At 72.6% G+C, this 18526-nt stretch carries 19 protein-coding genes, 1 tRNA gene and 1 pseudogene; 13 read left to right on the forward strand and 8 right to left on the reverse strand.

Features of this window, described 5'->3' with window-relative positions; translation table 11 throughout:
- Positions 1–55 precede the first annotated feature (55 nt).
- Both ACFY32_RS24690 and ACFY32_RS24695 read left to right on the forward strand, forming a co-directional pair.
- Entirely contained in the window at positions 56–1630 is a 1575-nt protein-coding gene (locus tag ACFY32_RS24690) for an alpha/beta hydrolase (RefSeq protein WP_390675277.1), read from the forward strand.
- 106 nt (positions 1631–1736) lie between these two features.
- A tRNA-Thr gene (locus tag ACFY32_RS24695) sits at positions 1737–1813 on the forward strand.
- A gap of 86 nt (positions 1814–1899) precedes the next feature.
- Here the strand turns inward: ACFY32_RS24695 and ACFY32_RS24700 are convergent.
- From ACFY32_RS24700 to ACFY32_RS24710, 3 genes are all read right to left on the reverse strand, one after another.
- Positions 1900–3588 (reverse strand): bifunctional 3'-5' exonuclease/DNA polymerase, encoded by a 1689-nt coding sequence (locus tag ACFY32_RS24700; RefSeq protein ID WP_359200426.1) that lies wholly within the window; start codon positions 3586–3588, stop codon positions 1900–1902.
- Between the two features lie 345 nt (positions 3589–3933).
- Entirely contained in the window at positions 3934–4719 is a 786-nt protein-coding gene (locus tag ACFY32_RS24705) for a Clp protease N-terminal domain-containing protein (protein WP_390675278.1), read from the reverse strand.
- Positions 4720–4722: 3 nt separating this feature from the next.
- Positions 4723–5010, reverse strand: coding sequence for a hypothetical protein (locus ACFY32_RS24710; RefSeq protein WP_390675279.1), 288 nt, complete (start codon positions 5008–5010; stop codon positions 4723–4725).
- A 6-nt stretch (positions 5011–5016) separates the two neighbouring features.
- Between ACFY32_RS24710 and ACFY32_RS24715 the strand changes: the two genes are divergently transcribed.
- The gene (locus tag ACFY32_RS24715) at positions 5017–6162 is read left to right on the forward strand and encodes a DUF2786 domain-containing protein (protein WP_390675280.1); all 1146 of its coding nucleotides are present in this window, start codon (positions 5017–5019) and stop codon (positions 6160–6162) included.
- Positions 6163–6209: 47 nt separating this feature from the next.
- Here the strand turns inward: ACFY32_RS24715 and ACFY32_RS24720 are convergent, their stop codons facing one another.
- Both ACFY32_RS24720 and ACFY32_RS24725 read right to left on the reverse strand, forming a co-directional pair.
- On the reverse strand, positions 6210–6713 hold the full coding sequence (locus tag ACFY32_RS24720; RefSeq protein ID WP_359200420.1) for a DUF4232 domain-containing protein: 504 nt from the start codon (positions 6711–6713) through the stop codon (positions 6210–6212).
- 198 nt (positions 6714–6911) lie between these two features.
- Positions 6912–7163: a hypothetical protein gene (locus ACFY32_RS24725; RefSeq protein WP_390675281.1), complete on the reverse strand. Its 252-nt coding sequence runs from the start codon at positions 7161–7163 to the stop codon at positions 6912–6914.
- Between ACFY32_RS24725 and ACFY32_RS24730 the strand changes: the two genes are divergently transcribed.
- Complete coding sequence (locus ACFY32_RS24730) at positions 7156–7611, forward strand: hypothetical protein (protein WP_390675282.1); 456 nt, start codon at positions 7156–7158, stop codon at positions 7609–7611. The two genes, ACFY32_RS24725 and ACFY32_RS24730, sit on opposite strands and share 8 nt — an antisense overlap.
- A gap of 34 nt (positions 7612–7645) precedes the next feature.
- Here the strand turns inward: ACFY32_RS24730 and ACFY32_RS24735 are convergent.
- Positions 7646–7729, reverse strand: a pseudogene (locus tag ACFY32_RS24735) (30S ribosomal protein S14); the annotation flags it as partial.
- A 254-nt stretch (positions 7730–7983) separates the two neighbouring features.
- On the opposite strand from ACFY32_RS24735, the gene ACFY32_RS24740 reads away from it, so the two are divergent.
- Entirely contained in the window at positions 7984–8253 is a 270-nt protein-coding gene (locus ACFY32_RS24740; protein WP_359200414.1) for a DUF397 domain-containing protein, read from the forward strand.
- Positions 8254–8350: 97 nt separating this feature from the next.
- On the opposite strand, the gene ACFY32_RS24745 is transcribed toward ACFY32_RS24740, so the two are convergent.
- A complete protein-coding gene (locus ACFY32_RS24745) occupies positions 8351–8854 on the reverse strand; it encodes an ATP-binding protein (protein WP_359200412.1) in 504 nt (167 codons plus the stop codon).
- Positions 8855–9198: 344 nt separating this feature from the next.
- Here ACFY32_RS24745 and ACFY32_RS24750 point away from each other — a divergent pair, with 344 nt between their 5' ends.
- The 8 genes from ACFY32_RS24750 (at position 9199) to ACFY32_RS24785 (ending at position 16755) form a co-directional block, all read left to right on the forward strand.
- Positions 9199–10023, forward strand: coding sequence for a helix-turn-helix transcriptional regulator (locus ACFY32_RS24750; protein WP_359200487.1), 825 nt, complete (start codon positions 9199–9201; stop codon positions 10021–10023).
- A 90-nt stretch (positions 10024–10113) separates the two neighbouring features.
- On the forward strand, positions 10114–11574 hold the full coding sequence (locus tag ACFY32_RS24755) for an aldehyde dehydrogenase family protein (protein WP_390675283.1): 1461 nt from the start codon (positions 10114–10116) through the stop codon (positions 11572–11574).
- Positions 11575–11680: 106 nt separating this feature from the next.
- The gene (locus ACFY32_RS24760) at positions 11681–12226 is read left to right on the forward strand and encodes a DinB family protein (protein WP_359200408.1); all 546 of its coding nucleotides are present in this window, start codon (positions 11681–11683) and stop codon (positions 12224–12226) included.
- A gap of 31 nt (positions 12227–12257) precedes the next feature.
- Positions 12258–12899: a PadR family transcriptional regulator gene (locus ACFY32_RS24765; RefSeq protein WP_359200406.1), complete on the forward strand. Its 642-nt coding sequence runs from the start codon at positions 12258–12260 to the stop codon at positions 12897–12899.
- Between the two features lie 73 nt (positions 12900–12972).
- Positions 12973–13974: an ATP-binding cassette domain-containing protein gene (locus ACFY32_RS24770; RefSeq protein WP_390675284.1), complete on the forward strand. Its 1002-nt coding sequence runs from the start codon at positions 12973–12975 to the stop codon at positions 13972–13974.
- Positions 13971–14735 carry an ABC transporter permease gene (locus tag ACFY32_RS24775; protein WP_390675285.1) on the forward strand — a complete coding sequence of 255 codons (765 nt, stop codon included), beginning with the start codon at positions 13971–13973 and terminating at the stop codon, positions 14733–14735. The genes ACFY32_RS24770 and ACFY32_RS24775 overlap by 4 nt, the downstream gene beginning before the upstream one ends.
- 61 nt (positions 14736–14796) lie before the next feature.
- The gene (locus tag ACFY32_RS24780) at positions 14797–15576 is read left to right on the forward strand and encodes a MerR family transcriptional regulator (RefSeq protein WP_359200400.1); all 780 of its coding nucleotides are present in this window, start codon (positions 14797–14799) and stop codon (positions 15574–15576) included.
- Between the two features lie 300 nt (positions 15577–15876).
- A complete protein-coding gene (locus ACFY32_RS24785; protein WP_390675286.1) occupies positions 15877–16755 on the forward strand; it encodes a DedA family protein in 879 nt (292 codons plus the stop codon).
- Positions 16756–16809: 54 nt separating this feature from the next.
- On the opposite strand, the gene ACFY32_RS24790 is transcribed toward ACFY32_RS24785, so the two are convergent.
- A complete protein-coding gene (locus ACFY32_RS24790) occupies positions 16810–18507 on the reverse strand; it encodes a threonine/serine exporter family protein (RefSeq protein WP_359200396.1) in 1698 nt (565 codons plus the stop codon).
- Between the last annotated feature and the right edge of the window lie 19 nt (positions 18508–18526).

Raw genomic sequence — 18526 nt, forward strand, 5'->3', positions numbered from 1 at the left:
AGGCACATCCGACACGAAGCGCGTCTGCTCCGTCGCTGAGCGTTACGCTCGCTGGATGTACTCAAGGCGCACTCACCGCAGAACCCGTACCGGTCTCGTCCTCGCCGCCGCCGCGCTGCTGGCCACCGCCTGCTCCGCGCACGGCGCCTCGACCTCCGCGAGTTCGGCGTCGGGAGCGTCCCTGGCGGCCCTGCCGCGGGCCACGCCGTCGGAGCTGTCGCCGTACTACGGGCAGAAGCTGAGCTGGCGGGAGTGCGGCGTCCCCGGCTTCCAGTGCGCCACGATGAAGGCCCCGCTTGACTACGCCGAGCCCACCGACGGTGACGTCCGGCTAGCCGTGGCCCGCAAGAAGGCCACCGGCCCCGGAAAGCGGCTCGGGTCGCTGCTGGTCAACCCGGGCGGACCGGGCGGCTCGGCGATCGGCTACCTCCAGCAGTACGCGGGCATCGGCTACCCGGAGGAGGTCCGCGCCCGCTACGACATGGTGGCCGTCGACCCGCGTGGCGTGGCCCGCAGCGAGCCCGTGGAATGCCTCGACGGCCCCGCCATGGACACGTACACCCAGACCGACACCACCCCCGACGACGAGCGGGAGACGGAGCGGCTCGTCGCCGCGTACCAGAAGTTCGCCGAGGGCTGCGGCGCCGGCGCGCCGAAGCTGCTGCGCCATGTGTCGACCGTCGAGACGGCCCGCGACATGGACCTGCTGCGGGCGGTCCTCGGCGACGAGAAGCTGAACTACGTCGGAGCGTCGTACGGCACCTTCCTCGGGGCGACGTACGCCGGGCTGTTCCCCGACCGCACGGGCCGGCTGGTGCTGGACGGCGCGATGGACCCCTCGCTGCCGGCCCGGAGGCTGAACCTGGAGCAGACGGCGGGCTTCGAGACCGCGTTCCAGTCGTTCGCGAAGGACTGCGTCCGGCGGGCCGACTGCCCGCTCGGCGGCAAGGGCACCCCGCCCTACCGGGTCGGCGAGAACCTCAAGGCGTTCTTCCGCAAGCTCGACGCCCGGCCCGTCCCCACCGGCGACACCGCCGGCCGCAAGCTCACCGAGTCCCTGGCCACCACCGGCGTGATCGCGGCCATGTACGACGAGGGCGCCTGGCAGCAGCTCCGCGAGGTCCTCGGCGCGGCGATGAAGAAGAACGACGGCGTCGGACTGCTGGCGCTGTCCGACGGCTACTACGAACGCGGCGCCGACGGCGGCTACAGCAACCTGATGTCCGCCAACGCCGCCGTGAACTGCCTCGACCTGCCCGCCGCCTTCGCCACCCCGGACCAGGTGCGCGAGGCGCTCCCCGACTTCCGCAAGGCGTCCCCCGTGTTCGGCGAGGGCCTCGCCTGGGCCTCCCTGACCTGCGCGTACTGGCCGGTCCAGCCTTCGGGCGAGCCGCACCGCATCGTCGCCGCCGGCGCCGCCCCGATCGTCGTGGTCGGCACCACCCGCGACCCCGCCACCCCCTACCGGTGGGCCCAGTCCCTGGCCGGCCAGCTCTCCTCCGGCCGCCTCCTCACCTACGACGGCGACGGCCACACCGCCTACGGCCGCGGCAGCACCTGCGTCGACTCCACCATCGACGCCTACCTCCTGCGGGGCACCGTCCCGCCGGACGGGAAGCGCTGCTCCTGACGGAGGCGGCGCCGGCCCCCGAAGGCCCTCGGGGGCCGGTACGGAGCACCCTGCGAAACTGTGTAGACTTACCGCGTTGCTGATCGCACCATGGTGCCGACAGCGCGCCGCCTTAGCTCAGATGGCCAGAGCAACGCACTCGTAATGCGTAGGTCTCGGGTTCGAATCCCGAAGGCGGCTCCACTGAAGACCAGCCCGGACAGTGTCTGAGCTGGTCTTTTTTCGTTCGTCCGAGCCGTCGGTTCCGTGGGCCTCAGCGGCTGCGTCGGCTACTTGGCGTCCGCATAGCAGTCCACCACCGCTGTGGTGAACGGGAAGCGGACCGGGGTGTCGCCGAAGGTGAGGCGGCCCGCGAGGGTCGCCGCCTCCCGTATCGCCGTGACGACCGTGTCGGTCTCCGCCTCGGGGCAGTGGACGATGACCTCGTCGTGCTGGAAGAAGACCAGCTCGGCGGCCATCGTCGCGCAGGTGCGGCGCAGGGCGGCCAGCATCAGCAGGGCCCAGTCGGCCGCACTGCCCTGGACGACGAAGTTGCGGGCGAAGCGGCCTCGGGCGCGGGCGTCCGTCGAGGCGTAGCCCGGCGCCCACTCCTGCTGGGGGCCGTCGGGTGCCTCCTCCTGGGGCAGGCCCGCCTCTCCGCCGGGATCGTCGCCCGGCCGGGCCGCCGGTGGGCAGGTGCGGCCGAGCCAGGTGCGGACCAGGCGGCCCTCCTCGCCGGCGCGGGCCGCGTCGTCGACGTAGGCCACGGCCCGGGGGAAGCGGCGGCGGAGCAGGGCGAGGTTCTTCAGGCCGTCCCCGGAGGTCTGCCCGTAGACCGCGCCGAGCACGGCGAGCTTGGCCTGGGCGCGGTCGCCCGCGAAGGCGCGGTCGGAGACGGACTGGTAGAGGTCGGTCTCCCGGCCGGCGACCTCCATCAGGCCGGGGTCGCGGGAGATCGCGGCCAGCACGCGCGGTTCCATCTGGTCGGCGTCCGCGACCACCAGCTTCCAGCCCGGGTCGGCGACCACGGCCCGGCGGATCACCTTGGGGATCTGCAGGCCGCCCCCGCCATTGGTCACCCAGCGTCCGCTGACCGTGCCGCCGGCCAGGAACTCGGGCCGGAACCGGCCGTCCCGCACCCAGTCCTGGAGCCAGGACCAGCCGTGGGCGACCCAGATCCGGTACAGCCTCTTGTACTCGATCAGCGGTTTCACGGCCGGATGGTCGACGGACTCGATCTCCCAGCGGCGGGTGGAACGGATCTTGATGCCGGCCCCCGCGAACGCCTTGACGACGTCCGCGGGCAGGTCGGGCCGGACCCGGCGGCCGAAGGCGGCGGAGATCTCGTCGGCCAGCTCGGCCAGGCGGCGCGGCTCTCCGCCGCCCGCGTACCGCTCGCCGAGCAGGTCGTGCAGGACCTCGCGGTGCACGTCGGCCCGCCACGGCAGCCCCGCGCGGTTCATCTCGGCGGCGATCAGCATCCCCGCCGACTCGCTCGCCGTCAGCAGCCGCATCCGGTCGGGGTGCTCGGCGCGGTCGTGCCGGCGCTGCTGCTCGGCGTAGACGGCGACGAGGTCACCCAGCGGCAGGGGGACGCCCTCCGGCTCGAACAGCGGGGACTGCGCGCCCGGTTCGGCGGCGCGCTGCGGCGGGTCGGACGGGACCGGTCCGCCGCGCAGCCGGGCCAGGGCGGCGGCCGCCGAACGCGGCTCCCCGTACCGCCCCTCGTGGCCGAGCAGGAGGGTCTCGGCGTCCTCGATGTCGTAGCACCGCTCCACCCGCACCCCCGCGGCGAGCAGGCGCGGGTAGACCTCGGCGGTGGACCGCCAGACCCATCGGGCGACCTCGGGACGGGCGCGGACGGCCTCGGCGGGGCCGGACTCCCGGCGTACCGGCCCGGCGGGCAGCCCGTCGGGGCCGAGGGGGGCGACCTCCGCACCACCGTCCTCGGCCACGGCGAGCACCCACCGGTCGGCCATACCGCGAGTCTCGCAGCAGGGTCTGACAACGGCCTTTCGAGGCGGTCGGGTGTCGCTTCGCGGCTGGTCGGGTGGCTGGGGGGGGGGTGTCGGTTCGCGGGCTGGTCGGGTGGCTGGTGGGGTGTCGGTTCGCGGGCCCGTCCGGTGGCTGGGGGGTGTCGGTTCGCGGGTCCGTCCGGTGGCTGGTCCGGTGTCGGCTTTTCGAGCCGACCGCCTGGCGGCGCGCGGGTCGGTCCGGTCGCAGACACTGAGCCGGACCCTGTCGCGCCCCGCCCCTGTCGGCTCCCACGCCCGCCGCCCACCCGCACGCCCACACACCCGGCACCCCGTGGCGTGGGCCCGGCGTCAGCCCTGTTCCGGCTGCTTCCCGGCGGGTTCCCCGGCTCCCGCCTCCGGCCCTGCCTCCGCCTCCGTCGTCTTCAGGAACTGTGACACCAGCTCGACGACGTACGTCTCCACCCGCGCCTTCTCGATGCCGAGGCCGCTCAGGACGCCCTGGCCGTTCTCGTGTTCGAGGAGGGCGAGGAGGAGGTGTTCCGTGCCGATGTAGTTGTGGCCGAGGCGGAGGGCCTCGCGGAAGGTGAGTTCCAGGGCCTTCTTGGCGCCGGGGCCGTACGGCACCAGCTCCGGGACCTCCTCGGCGGCCGGCGGCAGCGCGGCGCGGGCCGCCTCGCGGACCTCGTCGAGGGTGACGCCCTGCGCGGTGAGCGCCTTGACGGCGAGGCCGTCGGGTTCGTGGAGCAGTCCGAGGACGAGGTGCTCGGGGGTGCCCTCGGCGTTGCGCGCGGCCTTGGCCTCGTTGTGCGCGGCCATCACCACGTTGCGTGCGCGGGGCGTGAAGCGGCTGAAGCCCTGTTCGGCGTCGAGGTCGGTGGACTCCTTGGGCACGAAGCGCTTCTGGGCGGCCTGCCGGGTGACCCCCATCCTCCGGCCGATGTCCGTCCAGGAGGCCCCGGAACGCCGGGCCTGGTCCACGAAGTGGCCGATGAGATGGTCGGCGACCTCTCCGAGGTGCTCGCCGGCGATGACGGCGTCCTGGAGTTGTTCGAGCGGCTCGGCGTGCACCTTCTTGATGGCCGCGATCAGATCGTCGAGGCGTACGGATGACGTGATGCTCGGGTTGGTCGACATGTGTCAACCGTAGGTTGCACCCCGAGGGAGCGTCAACCGTCGGTTGACACTTTTCTGCTTCGGTGAGGTCACCGCCAGCCGCACCGCCAGGCCGGCGGACACCGTCCCGGAGACGATGTCGAGCCAGCGGTTCCCCCGGGTACCGCGCCGCGACAGGTCGGCCGGCCGCCCCGCGGGCAGCCCCACGAAGGCGTCCCGCAGGAAGCCGGGCACCACCGGCGTCACGCCGAGCAGCAGGAGCTGGCCCGGTACATGGCCGGAGCGGGACGGCCGGGCCGGGCGTGGCACCATCGCGGGGTGACCACGCCCAGCACCGCCGACCATGCCTTCCGTACCGCCCTGTACGACACCGCCGACGCCGCCCTCGACACGGCGGCGTCCCTGCTCGCCGCCGACCCGGCGGCGGACGCCGAGGTGGCCCGGCGGGGCGAGGAGTTCGTGGCCGCGGCCTGGCGGCGCCACTGGCAGCCCGCCGATGTCGTACGGATCGTGCGGCGGGAACTGGACGACGTCCATGTGCGGCTGGTCGCGGAGCTGATCCGGGCCCAGGCGGCGCACGACCGGGCGCGCGGGCCCCGCTGGACGGCGCAGATCGCGACCCTGCCGGCGCCCGGTCCGGCCGCGCGCCCCGACCGGTTCGCGCACGCCACGGCCGTACTGGAGTTGTACCGGCTGCTGCTGCGCCTGCCCTATCTCGAACCCCTGGACGAATCCGGTGGCCGGCAGACCCGCGCGGGGGCCGGCGCGGCGGGGGCCGGTGCGAGTGCCGGTGCCGAGTCCCGTTCGCTCGCCCGTATCCGCGCCCTGCTCGCCAAGGCCGAGGCGACCGGGTATCCGGAGGAGGCGGAGGCGCTGAGCGCCAAGGCGCAGGAGCTGATGGCCCGTTACAGCGTCGACGAGGCGCTGCTGGCGGCCCGCGCGCCCGCGCCCGACGCCCCCGGCGCCTGCCGGATCGAGGTCGAGCCGCCGTACGAGCAGGCCAAGGCGGTGCTGCTGGACGCGGTGGCCGACGCGAACCACTGCCGGGCGGTGTGGAACGAACCGTTCGGCTTCTCCACGGTGGTCGGCTTCGAGGGCGACCTCCAGGCGGTCGAACTCCTCTACACCTCACTGCTCGTGCAGGCCGAGACGGCGATGACCAGGGCGGAGGCGGCCCAGCGGGCGGGCGGCCGGAAGCGGACCAAGAGCTTCCGGCAGTCGTTCCTGGCGGCCTACGCGCACCGCGTCGGCACCCGGCTGCGCGCCGCCGCCGAGGCCCCGGTGAGCGACGATCTGCTGCCGGTGCTGGCCTCCCGCGAGGTCGCGGTCACCGACCGGCTGCAGCGGATGTTCCCGGCGACGACCACGACCCGGCTGCGCGGCACCACCGACGCGGCGGGCTGGACCGAGGGCTCCCGCGCGGCCGACCGGGCCCAGGTCACCCCACGACCCCCGCTGCCGTAGCCGGCCCCACTCGGCCCTCCGCGGCCCTCCGGTCCCAGTACGCCTTCCTAGTCGCCCGCCGGTCCGAACGCGCTCACCGTCGCCTTCCCCTCCACCGGCCCGTACGTCCACTCCAGGTCGTGCGTCCCGTCGGCGCCCGGCAGGGCGAAGCGGGCCTTCTGCACGGCCGAGGCCCCGGCGTCGCCCCGGACGTAGGTGATGGTGAAGGCGGCGGGCGTGTCCTGGTCCAGGCGGAGTTCCTGGGCGGCGGCGCCCTCGTCCGGGCCGAGCTTCTCGGTGCCGTCGTCGGTGACGAGCGTGACCTCCGGGAAGCCGTCCAGTACGCAGGCGGAGTCCCGGTTGGTGACGGTCACGGTGACCGTGCCGGTGTCGCCCGCGGCCGGCGCGGGGCTCGCCGCGACGTCCACGTCGGCTCCGGTGAGCCGGCAGGCGGCCGTACCGCCGCGGTCGTCGCCGCTGCCGCCGCCGTCACCGCCCTCGTCGGAGCAGGCGGTCAGCAGGAGTGCCGCGAGGGCGCAGGCGGCGAGGCCGAACGGCCGGGTGGTGCGCATGGTTTCTGGGCTTCCTTCGATGCTTATAGGAGGTGGGAGGTGGGAGGTGAGAGATGAGGGAGCGGGGGATTCGAGGTGTGGGGGAGTGGAGGCCGTGGAGCCGGGCCACCGGGGGCCGGGTTCAGCGGAGGCCGCGGAGGCGGGCCACCGTGCGGCGGGCTTCTGAACCCTCCGGCAGACCTGCCCCGGACGGAGGGCTCAGGAGCCCGGTCCGGCCGTCGGCAGACCGCTCGGCAGCTTGCCGCCCTCCGCGCGGGTGTACGTCTCCGTGCCGATGCCGCCTTCCCAGTCGACCACGAGGGTCGAGGAGCCGACCGACTCCACCGTGCCGGCGGTCCGGTCGTCGCTGCCGTCGGTGCAGGTGAGGCGGATGGCACGGGAGCCGGCCGCGGTGCCGCTGCACACGGTGCCGCCCATGTCGAAGAGGCCGGCCCGTTCGCCGGTGACCACCAGGGCGACCGCCTTGCCGTCGGTGGTGGCGAGCCAACTGCCCTCCAGCCCCGCGGCCGAGGCGGACGGCGAACCCGAACCCGACCCCCCTGCGCCACCGGCCCCGGCCCCGCCCGACCCGGACCCCTCCGAAGAGGACCCGGACGACGATCCGGACGCGCTCGGGGTCGCCGACGCCGTGTCCTCCGGCCCGTCGCCGCCGTCGCCGCACGCGGTGAGCGTCACCGCGCCCACCAGCATCGCGGCCACCGCCGCACCCCGCAGACGCCGGGTCGGGAGAACGGCCGGCACACCGCCGCCCCCCGACCGCCGATACCCGGCCCGCAGAGCAGACCCCGCCGCACTCGCCCTGCCTGTCACCGCCACCGAGGTCACCACCGCCACCAAGGTCATCACCGCCACCAAAAACATCACCGTCACCACCGTCACCCCGGACTCCAAGCGGTAGCGGGCGGCCGGGTCGGCCCCACGACAGCCGCAAGCTACCAGGACGCCTCGCGCGCCCCCGCCAGATGCCCGGCGTGCGCCTGTTCCCGCAGGCCGACGCGGGAGGGCCCGAAGGTCCGGCACGGCGGTGCAGTAACCGCCTTCCCCAGTTCGGCGCGGCGGCGTCGGTTGTTGCATGATCAACGTAATTACGGGCAGGCGCGGGAACGGGTATCGCTGACACGGCGTCCAAGAGGTCGAGTCTGTAACCACGGGGCCACCCCCCGTGCACGTGCATCTGCCCGCGCATCTGCACATGAACAGAGTTATGATCCGGTTCAGTTGACCATGCATCAACGGCCTCACCAGGCCGGTGCACACCGGGGAGCGACCTGTGAACCACGACGTGTACGACGTTGACGACGCGTCCGGCGTGTACAACGGCATCGCCGCCACCGAGCTGCACGACGTGGCGTGGCAGAAGAGCCGGCACAGCAACTCGCAGGGTTCCTGCGTGGAGTTCGCCCGGCTCCCCGGCGGGGACGTGGCCGTGCGCAACTCCCGCTTCCCGGACGGCCCCGCGCTCGTCTACACCCGAGCGGAGATCGAGGCCATGCTGCTGGGCGTGAAGGACGGCGAGTTCGACCATCTCGTCGTGGGCTGAACCCCGAAGCCGACCGGATCGCCGTAACGGCGGGTGAGCGCCGCGGGACGATGCGTGACGCGCGTAGACCGTCGGCGGCGGAGAAGACCGCCGGGTGTCACTCGGCGGACGGGTGCGGGAGCCGGAACAGCGCCCAGACCACCTTGCCGTGCAGCGTCCCGGCCAGCGGGTGCCAGCCCCAGCCGTCGCTGAAGGACTCCACCAGGAACAGGCCGCGGCCCGACTCCGCGGCGAAGTCGTCCGCCCCGCCCGCCACCGGGCCGTCGTGGCTGGGATCGCGCACCGCGCACACCAGCCGCTCGGTCCAGCGCATCAGGTGCAGCCGCACCGGCCCGTAGGGGTCCCCCGGCAGGGCGCCGCCGGCCGGCAACGCGTGCCGCAGGGCGTTGGTGACGAGTTCGGAGACCACCAGGCACACGTCGTCGAAGCGGTCGCCCACGTCCCAGGCGTCGAGGGTGCCGCGGGTGAACCGGCGTGCCTCGCGCACGGCTTCGTAGCGGGGTGGCAGGGCGCAGGAGGCGGCGTTGGACACGGCCGCGAGGTCGAGCGGCGGAAGGCCCTGCCGTATCGGCTCGAGCATGGTCGATCCATTCGTCCCCATGCGAGGCACTCCCGGAATTCGCGGTCGTAGCGATGCGGCGCGGTGGTGCGGCTCCATGGTTTCGGATGCATAGGGCAGATGCAAGAGCGGATGCACGTGCACGTGACCGAATTGGACCTGCCCGTACCGCTTGTTGGTCAAATTTTCCGCCATCTTCACCTCCTCCACGGCCCGTCCGCTTGCCTGTTCGTTGCCCGTTCCTGTGCGTATTCGATGGCTGAACTCCGTTTCCGTAACCGGACGAGTACAGCTAGGAGTGTTTTAGTGGCAGACTGCGGCCCTTAAGACGGTTGGGGAGGCTGGCGAAGGTGAGCGCGGGAGAGCCCGGATCGGTGGTGCGGCGCATGCTGCTCGGATCACAACTCAGGCGACTGCGTGAGGCACGGGGCATCACGCGTGAGGCGGCGGGATACTCGATCCGCGCCTCGGAGTCGAAGATCAGCCGGATGGAGCTGGGCCGGGTGAGCTTCAAGACGAGGGACGTCGAAGACCTCCTCACGCTGTACGGCATCACCGACGAGCACGAGCGCGACTCCCTGCTGTCACTGGCCAAGGAGGCCAACGTCGCGGGCTGGTGGCACAGTTATTCGGACGTGCTGCCGAGCTGGTTCCCCACCTATGTGGGCCTGGAGGGCGCGGCCTCGCTGATCCGCGTCTACGAGGTGCAGTTCGTGCACGGGCTGCTGCAGACGCCGGAGTACGCCCGCGCGGTGGTGCGCCGGGGGGCGCGCGAGGCGAGCGAGGCGGACGTCGAGCGCCGGGTGGCGCTGCGCCTGGAGCGGCAGAAGTACCTCGTGGCCGAGAACGCTCCCGAGTTCCACATCGTCCTGGACGAGGCGGCGCTGCGCCGGCCCTACGGCGACCGCGAGGTGATGCGCGGCCAGCTCCAGCATCTGATCGAGATGTCGGAACGGCCCAACGTGCGCCTCCAGGTGATGCCGTTCGGCTTCGGCGGGCACTCCGGGGAGTCCGGCGCCTTCACGATCCTCAGCTTCCCCGAGTCCGACCTGTCGGACGTGGTGTACCTGGAGCAGCTCACCAGCGCGCTGTACCTGGACAAGCAGGAGGACGTCGCCCAGTACGAGAAGGCGCTCAAGGAACTCCAGCAGGACAGTCCGGGCCCCGGCGAGAGCCGGGACGTCCTGCGCGGACTGCTCCAACTCATCTGAAACCAGGAATGCTCCAACTCCTCCTTAACCTCAGTACGATGACGCCCAATCAGACGGCTCGCCACGGCAGCTAGGGGATTGAGGAATCACATGTCGTCGTACTTCACCGACCTCGCCCAGCAGTACATCGACGGCGAGTGGCGCCCGGGTACCGGGTCCTGGGACATCATCGACTTCAACCCGTACGACGACGAGAAGCTGGCGTCGATCACCATAGCCACCGTCGACGAGGTGGACGCCGCCTACCGGGCCGCCGCGCGGGCGCAGCGGGAGTGGGGGGCGACCAACCCCTACGCCCGGCGCGCGGTGTTCGAGAAGGCGCTGCGGCTGATCGAGGAGCGCGAGGGCGAGATCACCGAGGCGATCATCGCGGAGCTGGGCGGCACCCGCACCAAGGCCGCCTTCGAGCTGCACCTCGCCAAGGAGTTCCTGCGCGAGGCGGTCCACCTCGCGCTGCGTCCCGAGGGCCGGATCATCCCGTCCCCGGTCGACGGCAAGGAGAACCGGGTCTACCGCGTCCCGGTCGGTGTGGTGGGCGTCATCAGCCCCTTCAACTTCCCCTTCCTGCTCTCCCTGAAGTCGGTCGCCCCGGCGCTCGCCCTCGGCAACGGCGTCGTCCTCAAGCCGCACCAGAACACCCCGATCGTCGGCGGCACCCTGGTCGCCAAGCTCTTCGAGGACGCCGGTCTGCCCGCCGGCCTGCTCAACGTGGTCGTCACCGACATCGCGGAGATCGGCGACGCCTTCCTGGAGCACCCGGTCCCGAAGGTCATCTCCTTCACCGGCTCCGACAAGGTCGGCCGGCACGTCGCCACCGTGTGCGCCGCGCAGTTCAAGCGCACGGTGCTCGAACTGGGCGGCAACAGCGCCCTGGTGGTCCTGGACGACGCCGACATCGACTACGCGGTCGACGCGGCCGTCTTCAGCCGGTACGTCCACCAGGGCCAGGTCTGCATGGCCGCCAACCGCGTCCTGGTCGACCGGACCATCGCGGACGAGTTCACCGAGAAGTTCGTCGCCAAGGTCAGGACCCTCAAGGCCGGCGACCCCCGGGACCCGGAGACCGTCATCGGCCCGGTGATCAACTCCCAGCAGGCCGAGTCCCTCACCGGCGTCGTGGAGCAGGCCCTCGCCGAGGGCGCCACGGCCCTGGTGCACGGCGGCCGCACCGACAACCTGGTCGAGCCGTCCGTCCTGACCGGTCTGCCCGAGGGCTCGGACCTGCTCCAGCAGGAGGTCTTCGGCCCGGTCGCCTTCCTCGTCCCGTTCGACGGCGAGGAGGAGGCCGTACGCCTGGTCAACGACACCCCGTACGGGCTGAGCGGCGCCGTGCACACCGGTGACGTCGAGCGGGGCGTGAACTTCGCCAAGCGGATCGACACCGGCATGTTCCACGTGAACGACGGCACCGTGCACGACGAGCCGATCGTGCCGTTCGGCGGCGAGAAGCACTCCGGCGTGGGCCGCCTCAACGGCGACACCATGCTCGACGCCTTCACCGCCCTGAAGTGGATCTCGGTGCAGCACGGCCGCAGCGGCTTCCCGTTCTAGCGGGCCCCCGGGGCCTTCGCGGACGGAAGCTGACCGCGAGGGCCCGTAGCGTCGTCGGTGTCAGAAGGGGCCGAGCGCCCCCGATCCCGACGAAAGGCGGCCGGTCATGGTCACCCACGTGCGAGCCGAGGCCCACGGCGACGAGCGGGGGGCGCTGCTGTCCTTCCTGGCCGAGCAGCGCGGCGGCATCCGCCGCTCGGTGCTCGGGCTGACCGAGGAGCAGGCGGCCGCGCGTCCCAGCGCCAGTGAGCTGTCCCTGGGCGGGCTGCTCAAGCATGTCGCCGAGGTCGAGCAGTCCTGGATCGCCCGCGCCGGGGGCGAGCCGCCGGCCGTCCGCCGGGACGAGTCGAACTGGCACGAGTGCTTCACCCTGACCGGGGAGGAGACGGTCGCCTCGCAGCTCGCGTACTGGACGGAGGTGGCCGCGCGGACGGAGGCGTTCGTGCGCGCGGTGCCCAGCCTGGACGACACCTTCCCGCTGCCGGACGACCCCTGGTTCCCGCCGGACGAGCGGGTCTCGGTGCGCTGGCTCTGTCTGCACCTGATCCGCGAGACGGCCCGCCACGCGGGCCACGCCGACATCCTGCGCGAGTCCCTCGACGGCGCCTCGGCCTGGGACCTGGTGGCCAGGGAGCAGGCGTCCGCCACCTGAGACGGGTCGGGCAGGCCCTAGTGTGGACCGCATGTCAGTGATCCGTCTCCTGGTGCTCGGCGCGGTCCGCCAGCACGGGCGGGCCCACGGCTACCAGGTGCGCAACGACCTGGAGTACTGGGGCGCGCACGAGTGGTCCAACGCCAAGCCCGGCTCGATCTACCACGCGCTCAAGCAGATGGCGAAGCAGCAACTGCTGCGCGCCCACGAGACCGCCCCGTCCACCGCGGGCGGCCCGCCGCGCACCGAGTACGAGATCACCGAGAAGGGCACCGAGGAGTACTTCGCCCTGCTGCGGGAGGCGCTGACCGCCTACGACCAGAAGCCCGACGTCCTCTCCGCCGCGCTGGGCTTCATGGTCGACCTGCCCCGTGCGGAGGTGCTCGCGCTGCTCCAGGAGCGGGTGCGGGCCATCCGGGCGTGGCGCCGGGCGGTCACCGAGCACTACACCCCGGCGGAGGGCCCCGGTCAGCTCGGGCACATCGGCGAGATCATGGAGTTCTGGGTCCACTCGGCCGACACCGGCGCCGACTGGACCCTGGCCCTGATCGAGCGGGTCCGGGGCGGCGCGTACACCTTCGCCGGCGAGGGCGAGCCGTTCGTCGGCGTACTGGCGGAGGGCGCGGAGAACCCGTACGCGACGGGCACGCGGCACGCCGAGGACCTGAGGTAATCAAGTTTGACCAATCTCTGGCGAGGGGATACCGTCGCTCCGTAGTCAAGTTTGACTAATAGAGGGGGTTCCCGTGGCCGACGCGGCGATCACGGTCGAAGGAGTGCACAAGCGGTACGGCGGGAAACGCGCGCTGGACGGACTGGACCTGACGGTCGCGCGGGGCACGGTGCACGGGGTGCTCGGCCCCAACGGCGCCGGCAAGACCACCCTGGTCCGCGTCCTGGCCACCCTGGTGCGGCCCGACGCGGGCCGGGTCGAGGTCGCCGGGCACGACGTGGTCACCGAGGCGTACGCCGTACGGCTGCGCATCGGGCTGCTCGGCCAGCACGCGGCCCTGGACGAGGAACTGGGCGGCCGGCAGAACCTGGAACTTTTCGGCAGGCTGCATCATCTGGGCGCCGCACGGGCACGTGCGCGGGCCGGCGAACTCCTGGAGCGCTTCGCCCTCACCGACACCGGACGCAAACCGGTCAGCGCCTACAGCGGCGGGATGCGCCGCCGCCTGGACCTGGCCGCCTCCCTGCTCACCGAACCGGAGGTGCTCTTCCTGGACGAACCCACCACCGGCCTCGACCCCCGGGGCCGCGCCGAGGTCTGGGAGTCGGTCCGCTCCCTGGTCGGCGGCGGTACGACGGTCCTGCTCACCACCCAGTACCTGGAGGAGGCCGACCAGCTCGCCGACCGGGTCTCGGTGGTCGACGCCGGCCGGGTGGTCGCCGACGGCACCCCCGACGAGCTGAAGGCGGCCACCGGCGGCGACCGCGTCGACGTGGTGCTGCGCGACGCCGGGCAGCTCGGTGCCGCCGCCGCCCTGCTCGCGCTGCCCGGCCTGCGCGCCGACGCCGACCGGCGGCTGCTCAGCGTCCCGGCCGCCGACCGGACGGGGACGCTCTCCCGGGTCGTACGCACCCTTGAGGAGGCCGGCATCGAGGCGGCGGACATCGCGCTGCGCCGCCCGACGCTGGACGAGGCGTTCCTGCACCTCACGGGCGACCACCGCGCCGGCGGCGGCCCCGCCGACAGCGCCCCCGCCGGCGACCGCCGCACCGACGACGCGAAGGAGGCCGTATGACCACCGCGTACGCCCTGACCGATTCCTGGACCATGACCCGCCGCGAGCTGGCCCGCTGGGCCCGGCGGCCGGTGGCGGTCGTGGTCAACCTGGTCTTCCCGGTCATGATGCTGCTGATGTTCGGCTACCTGATCGGCGGCGGCCGGGGCGTGGCCGGCGACTACCTCGACTACCTGGTCCCCGGGATGCTCGCCCTCACCATGGCCTTCGGCCTGGAGGGCACGATGGTCGCGGTCACCCAGGACCTGAACAAGGGCGTCGTCGACCGGTTCCGCGCGATGCCCATGGCCGACGGCGCGGTGCTGGTCGGCCGCTCGGCCGCCGACATGCTCCAGTCGGTGCTCGGCCTCGCGGTGATGATCGCGGCGGCGTGCGCGCTGGGCTGGCGGGCCGAACGCGGCCCCGGTCCCTTCCTGGCCGCCGTCGGACTGCTGCTGCTGTTCCGGTTCGCCATGCTGTGGATCGGCATCCACCTGGCCCTGGTCGCCGGGAAGCCCGAGCTGGTGCAGGCGGTGCAGATCCTGGTCTGGCCGGTCGGCTTCCTGTCCAACGCCTTCGCCGCGCCCGGCAGCATGCCCGACTGGCTGGGCACCGTGGTCCAGTGGAACCCGATGTCCCAGACCGCCACGGCCGTACGCGACCTGTTCGGCGGCCCCGGCGGGGAGCCCGGCCACGTCTGGGCGGCCGTCGCCTGGCCGCTGGCCCTGCTGGCGGTCTTCTTCCCGCTGGCGGTACGCCGCTTCGCCCGCCTCAGCCGATAAGGACTTGCACCTCACGTCGCGTGAGGCGGCAGCGTGGCGGGTGACAGGGAAAGGAGCGGAAGTGAGTTACTCCGTGGGACAGGTCGCCGGTTTCGCCGGGGTGACGGTGCGCACCCTGCACCACTACGACGCCATCGGCCTGCTCGTGCCGAGCGAGCGCAGCCGTGCCGGGCACCGGCGCTACGGCGACGCCGACCTCGACCGGCTCCAGCAGGTCCTGTTCTACCGGGAGCTGGGCTTCCCCCTCGACGAGGTCGCCGTCCTGCTCGACGACCCGGCCGCGGACCCGCACGCGCACCTGCGCCGCCGGCACGAGCTGCTGACCGCCCGGATCGAGAGGCTGCGGACGATGGCGGCGGCCGTGGAACACGCCATGGAGGCACGCAGGATGGGCATCGATCTCACCCCCGAGGAACGGTTCGAGGTCTTCGGGGACCAGGACCCCGAGCAGTACGCCGAGGAGGCCGAGGCGCGCTGGGGCGGCACCGAGGCGTACGCGGAGTCGCAGCGCCGGGCCGCCTCCTACACCAAGGAGGACTGGCGGCGCATGCAGGCCGAGGCGGCCGACTGGGGCGAGCGCTACGGCGCGCTGATGGCCGAGGGGGAGCCCGCGACCGGGGAGCGCGCCATGGCCCTGGCCGAGGAGCACCGCCGGCACATCGGCACCTGGTTCTACGCGTGCTCGTACGAGATGCACAAGAACCTCGCCGACATGTACGTCGCCGACGAGCGCTTCACGGCGTACTACGACGCCCTGCGCCCCGGCCTCGCGGAACACCTGCGCGAGGCGGTCCACGCCAACGCGGACCGCCGGCGGGACGGATCGGACACCGGAAGCTGACTGGTTTCCGGGCGCCGGCGGACGGCCTGCTTCACCGGCGTCATCCAGCCGTCCGCCGGCCGGATCACCCGCCGTCGTCGTGGGGCCGGGAGGTCCTGGGTGGCCCGCGGCGGGACGGACAGGGCCGATCTGCCCGTGTTCGGGGGCGTAGCGGCGGTCGGGCGCGGGTGCTCCAGGTTTCCCGTGGGCACCGCACGGTGCATCCTGGGTACCCCCATGGAACCAGGGCCCGTGCGGCTGCGTTGATACGTTTGGTCAGCCAGCCCCCGCCCACCCCCCCAGTGCAGGAGCCACAATCCCGTGACCACGCTTGCGCTCGGCCCCGAGTGGCTGAGCCCGGACTACCTGATCGAGACCTTCAGCCTCGCCGGCATCCTGCTGATCGTCTTCGCCGAGTCCGGACTCTTCGCGTTCCTGCCCGGCGACTCGCTGCTGTTCACCGCGGGCCTGTTCGTCGCCCAGGGCCAGTACATCAGCCAGCCGCTGTGGCTGGTGTGCGCCCTGATCGTGCTGGCCGCCGTCCTCGGCGACCAGGTGGGTTACATGATCGGCAAGTTCTTCGGCCCCAAGCTCTTCAGCCGGCCCAACTCCAGACTCTTCAAGCAGGAGAACCTGGAGAAGGCGCACGAGTTCATGGAGAAGTACGGCCCCAAGGCGATCGTGCTGGCCCGCTTCGTGCCGATCGTGCGCACCTTCGCCCCCATCGTGGCGGGCGCCGGCCGGATGAAGTACCGCACCTTCCTCACGTACAACGTGATCGGCGGTGTCGCCTGGGGCACCGGCGTGACGCTCGCGGGCTACTGGCTCGGCCAGATCGAGCTGATCCGGACCAACGTCGAGGCGATCCTCGTCCTGATCGTCCTGGTCTCGGTCGTGCCGATCGCCATCGAGTACCTCCGCGAGCGCGGCAAGAAGAAGCGGGCCGCCGCGGCCCAGCCCCCGGCGGACCAGCAGCAGCACCAGCAGCACCAGCAGCATCAGCAGCCGTACCCGATGATGGACCAGGCGACCACGCAACTGCGCCGCATCGACCCCTACGAGCAGCCCCCGCAGCAGCACTACGGCAACCACCAGCCGTACGCCCAGCAGTACCCGCAGCAGCCCTACCCCCAGTACCCCCAGGGCAACGACCAGCAGCCGTACGACAATCAGCAGCCGTACAACAACCAGGGCTACTGACCGGCGCGACGAGCCGCAGCGGACCAGCGTCCGCCCGCCGAGGCACCCCTCGGGTCAGAACCCCCGCGTCCGCTTGGCCGCCCGCCGCCCGGCCGCGCTCGCGGCCCCCGGCACCTTCAGGAACAGCCGCGAGATCTCCGACCCGAGGTTGACGCCGATGGCGATGGCCATGGCCAGCGCCACCGCCTTCGTCAGCGACACCAGCCCCCGGTCCACCTCGCTCTGCGCGATCGCCAGCAGCCCGAAGTACGTCGCCGACCCCGGCAGCAGCGGCCCGATCGCCGCCGTCGTGTAGGGCAGCGCGGAGGCGAACCGGTACCGGGACATGAGCTGGCCGAACAGCCCCACCAGCCCCGCCGCCGCGGCCGTGGACGCCACCGGCGAGATCTCGCCCGCGCGGTGCATCGCGCCGTACACGCACCACGCCACGCCCCCGTTGAGGGTCACCGCCAGCACGGTGGAGCGCTCCTGCTGGAGCAGGACCGCGAAGGCCAGCGACAGCAGCATCGAGGCGATGATCTGCACCACCGGCTGGTCGCCCGTGCCCAGCGCCGCGTCCGGATTGAGCTTGGCGCCGACCTGGACGCCGAAGTACAGCACCACCAGCACCCCGGCGACGATGCTGACGAAGAAGTACAGCACCTCCAGCAGCCGCGCCGAGGCGGTGATGTAGAAGCCGGTCAGGCCGTCCTGCACCCCCGCGACCAGCGCCCGCCCCGGCAGCAGCGCGAACAGCCCGCCGGTGATCACCGCCGACGCCTTCACCTCCACGTGCGTCAGTGTCAGCGCGATCCCGATCGCGGCCGGCGGCATCGCGGCCACCGCGAACTGGTAGAACTCCGGCAGCCCGCGCCCCGCGCACAGCCACGCCAGCCGGTCGCCCAGCATGGCGCCGATCAGCGCCGCGACGAACACGATCGCGTCACCGCCGACCAGCAGCGAGGCCGCGCCCGCCAGCAGACCGCTGGCCGAGGTCAGCACCCAGGTCGGGTACGGGTGCCGGTTCCGGCGGATCTCCGCCAGCCGCCCGTACGCCTCCTCCAGCGAGATGTGCGTGTCCGGGTCGCTGAGGTCGTCCACGAGCCGGAAGACCGCCGCGAGCCGGGTGTAGTCGGTGCCCCGGCGGCGTACCGTCCGCGACGCTGTCACCGGGTCCTCCACCAGCGACGGCTGGTGGGAGATGGACAGCAGCGTGAAGGTGACGTTCGGCTCGCAGCGGTCCAGGCCGTAGGAGCGGCACACCGCGAACATCGCGGCCTCCACGTCCTCCGCCCCCTCGCCGCCCGCGAGCAGCAGCTCGCCGATCCGCAGTGTGAGGTCCAGCACCCTCGGCACGGCGGGCCCGGTGTCGTCGTCGTGGCGCTGCGGGGTCTCCGGGGCGGGCCGCTCGGTCACCGGCATCCGCAGCATCGTGCGCATCCGGTCCTGCCAGGGCACGTCCTTGGTGAGGTTCACCAGGGGAGTGCCGGCGGGCGGCGTGAAGGCGTGCGGGGTGTAGGTGGCCGGCGTGCTGAACGCCGAGCCCTCGGCCTCCCCGCCCGGCTGGGGCACGTCCAGCCCTTCGGGGACGGCGAACTCCGACGTCGTCTCCGACTCGCTTCCACCCGTCCGGGGGACGGCCAGCCCCTGCGGCAGCGCGAACTCGGACGTCGTCGACGACTCGCCGTCGGCCGCTGCCGCGACCCCGCCGGGCTGCCGGAAGGCGCTTCTGGCCTCGTCCGACCGCTGCCTGCGGTCCTCCGCGTCCCTCACGTGCTCCTTGCTCCCTACG

Source organism: Streptomyces sp. NPDC000134, from assembly GCF_042899225.1.
Lineage (GTDB): Bacteria > Actinomycetota > Actinomycetes > Streptomycetales > Streptomycetaceae > Streptomyces.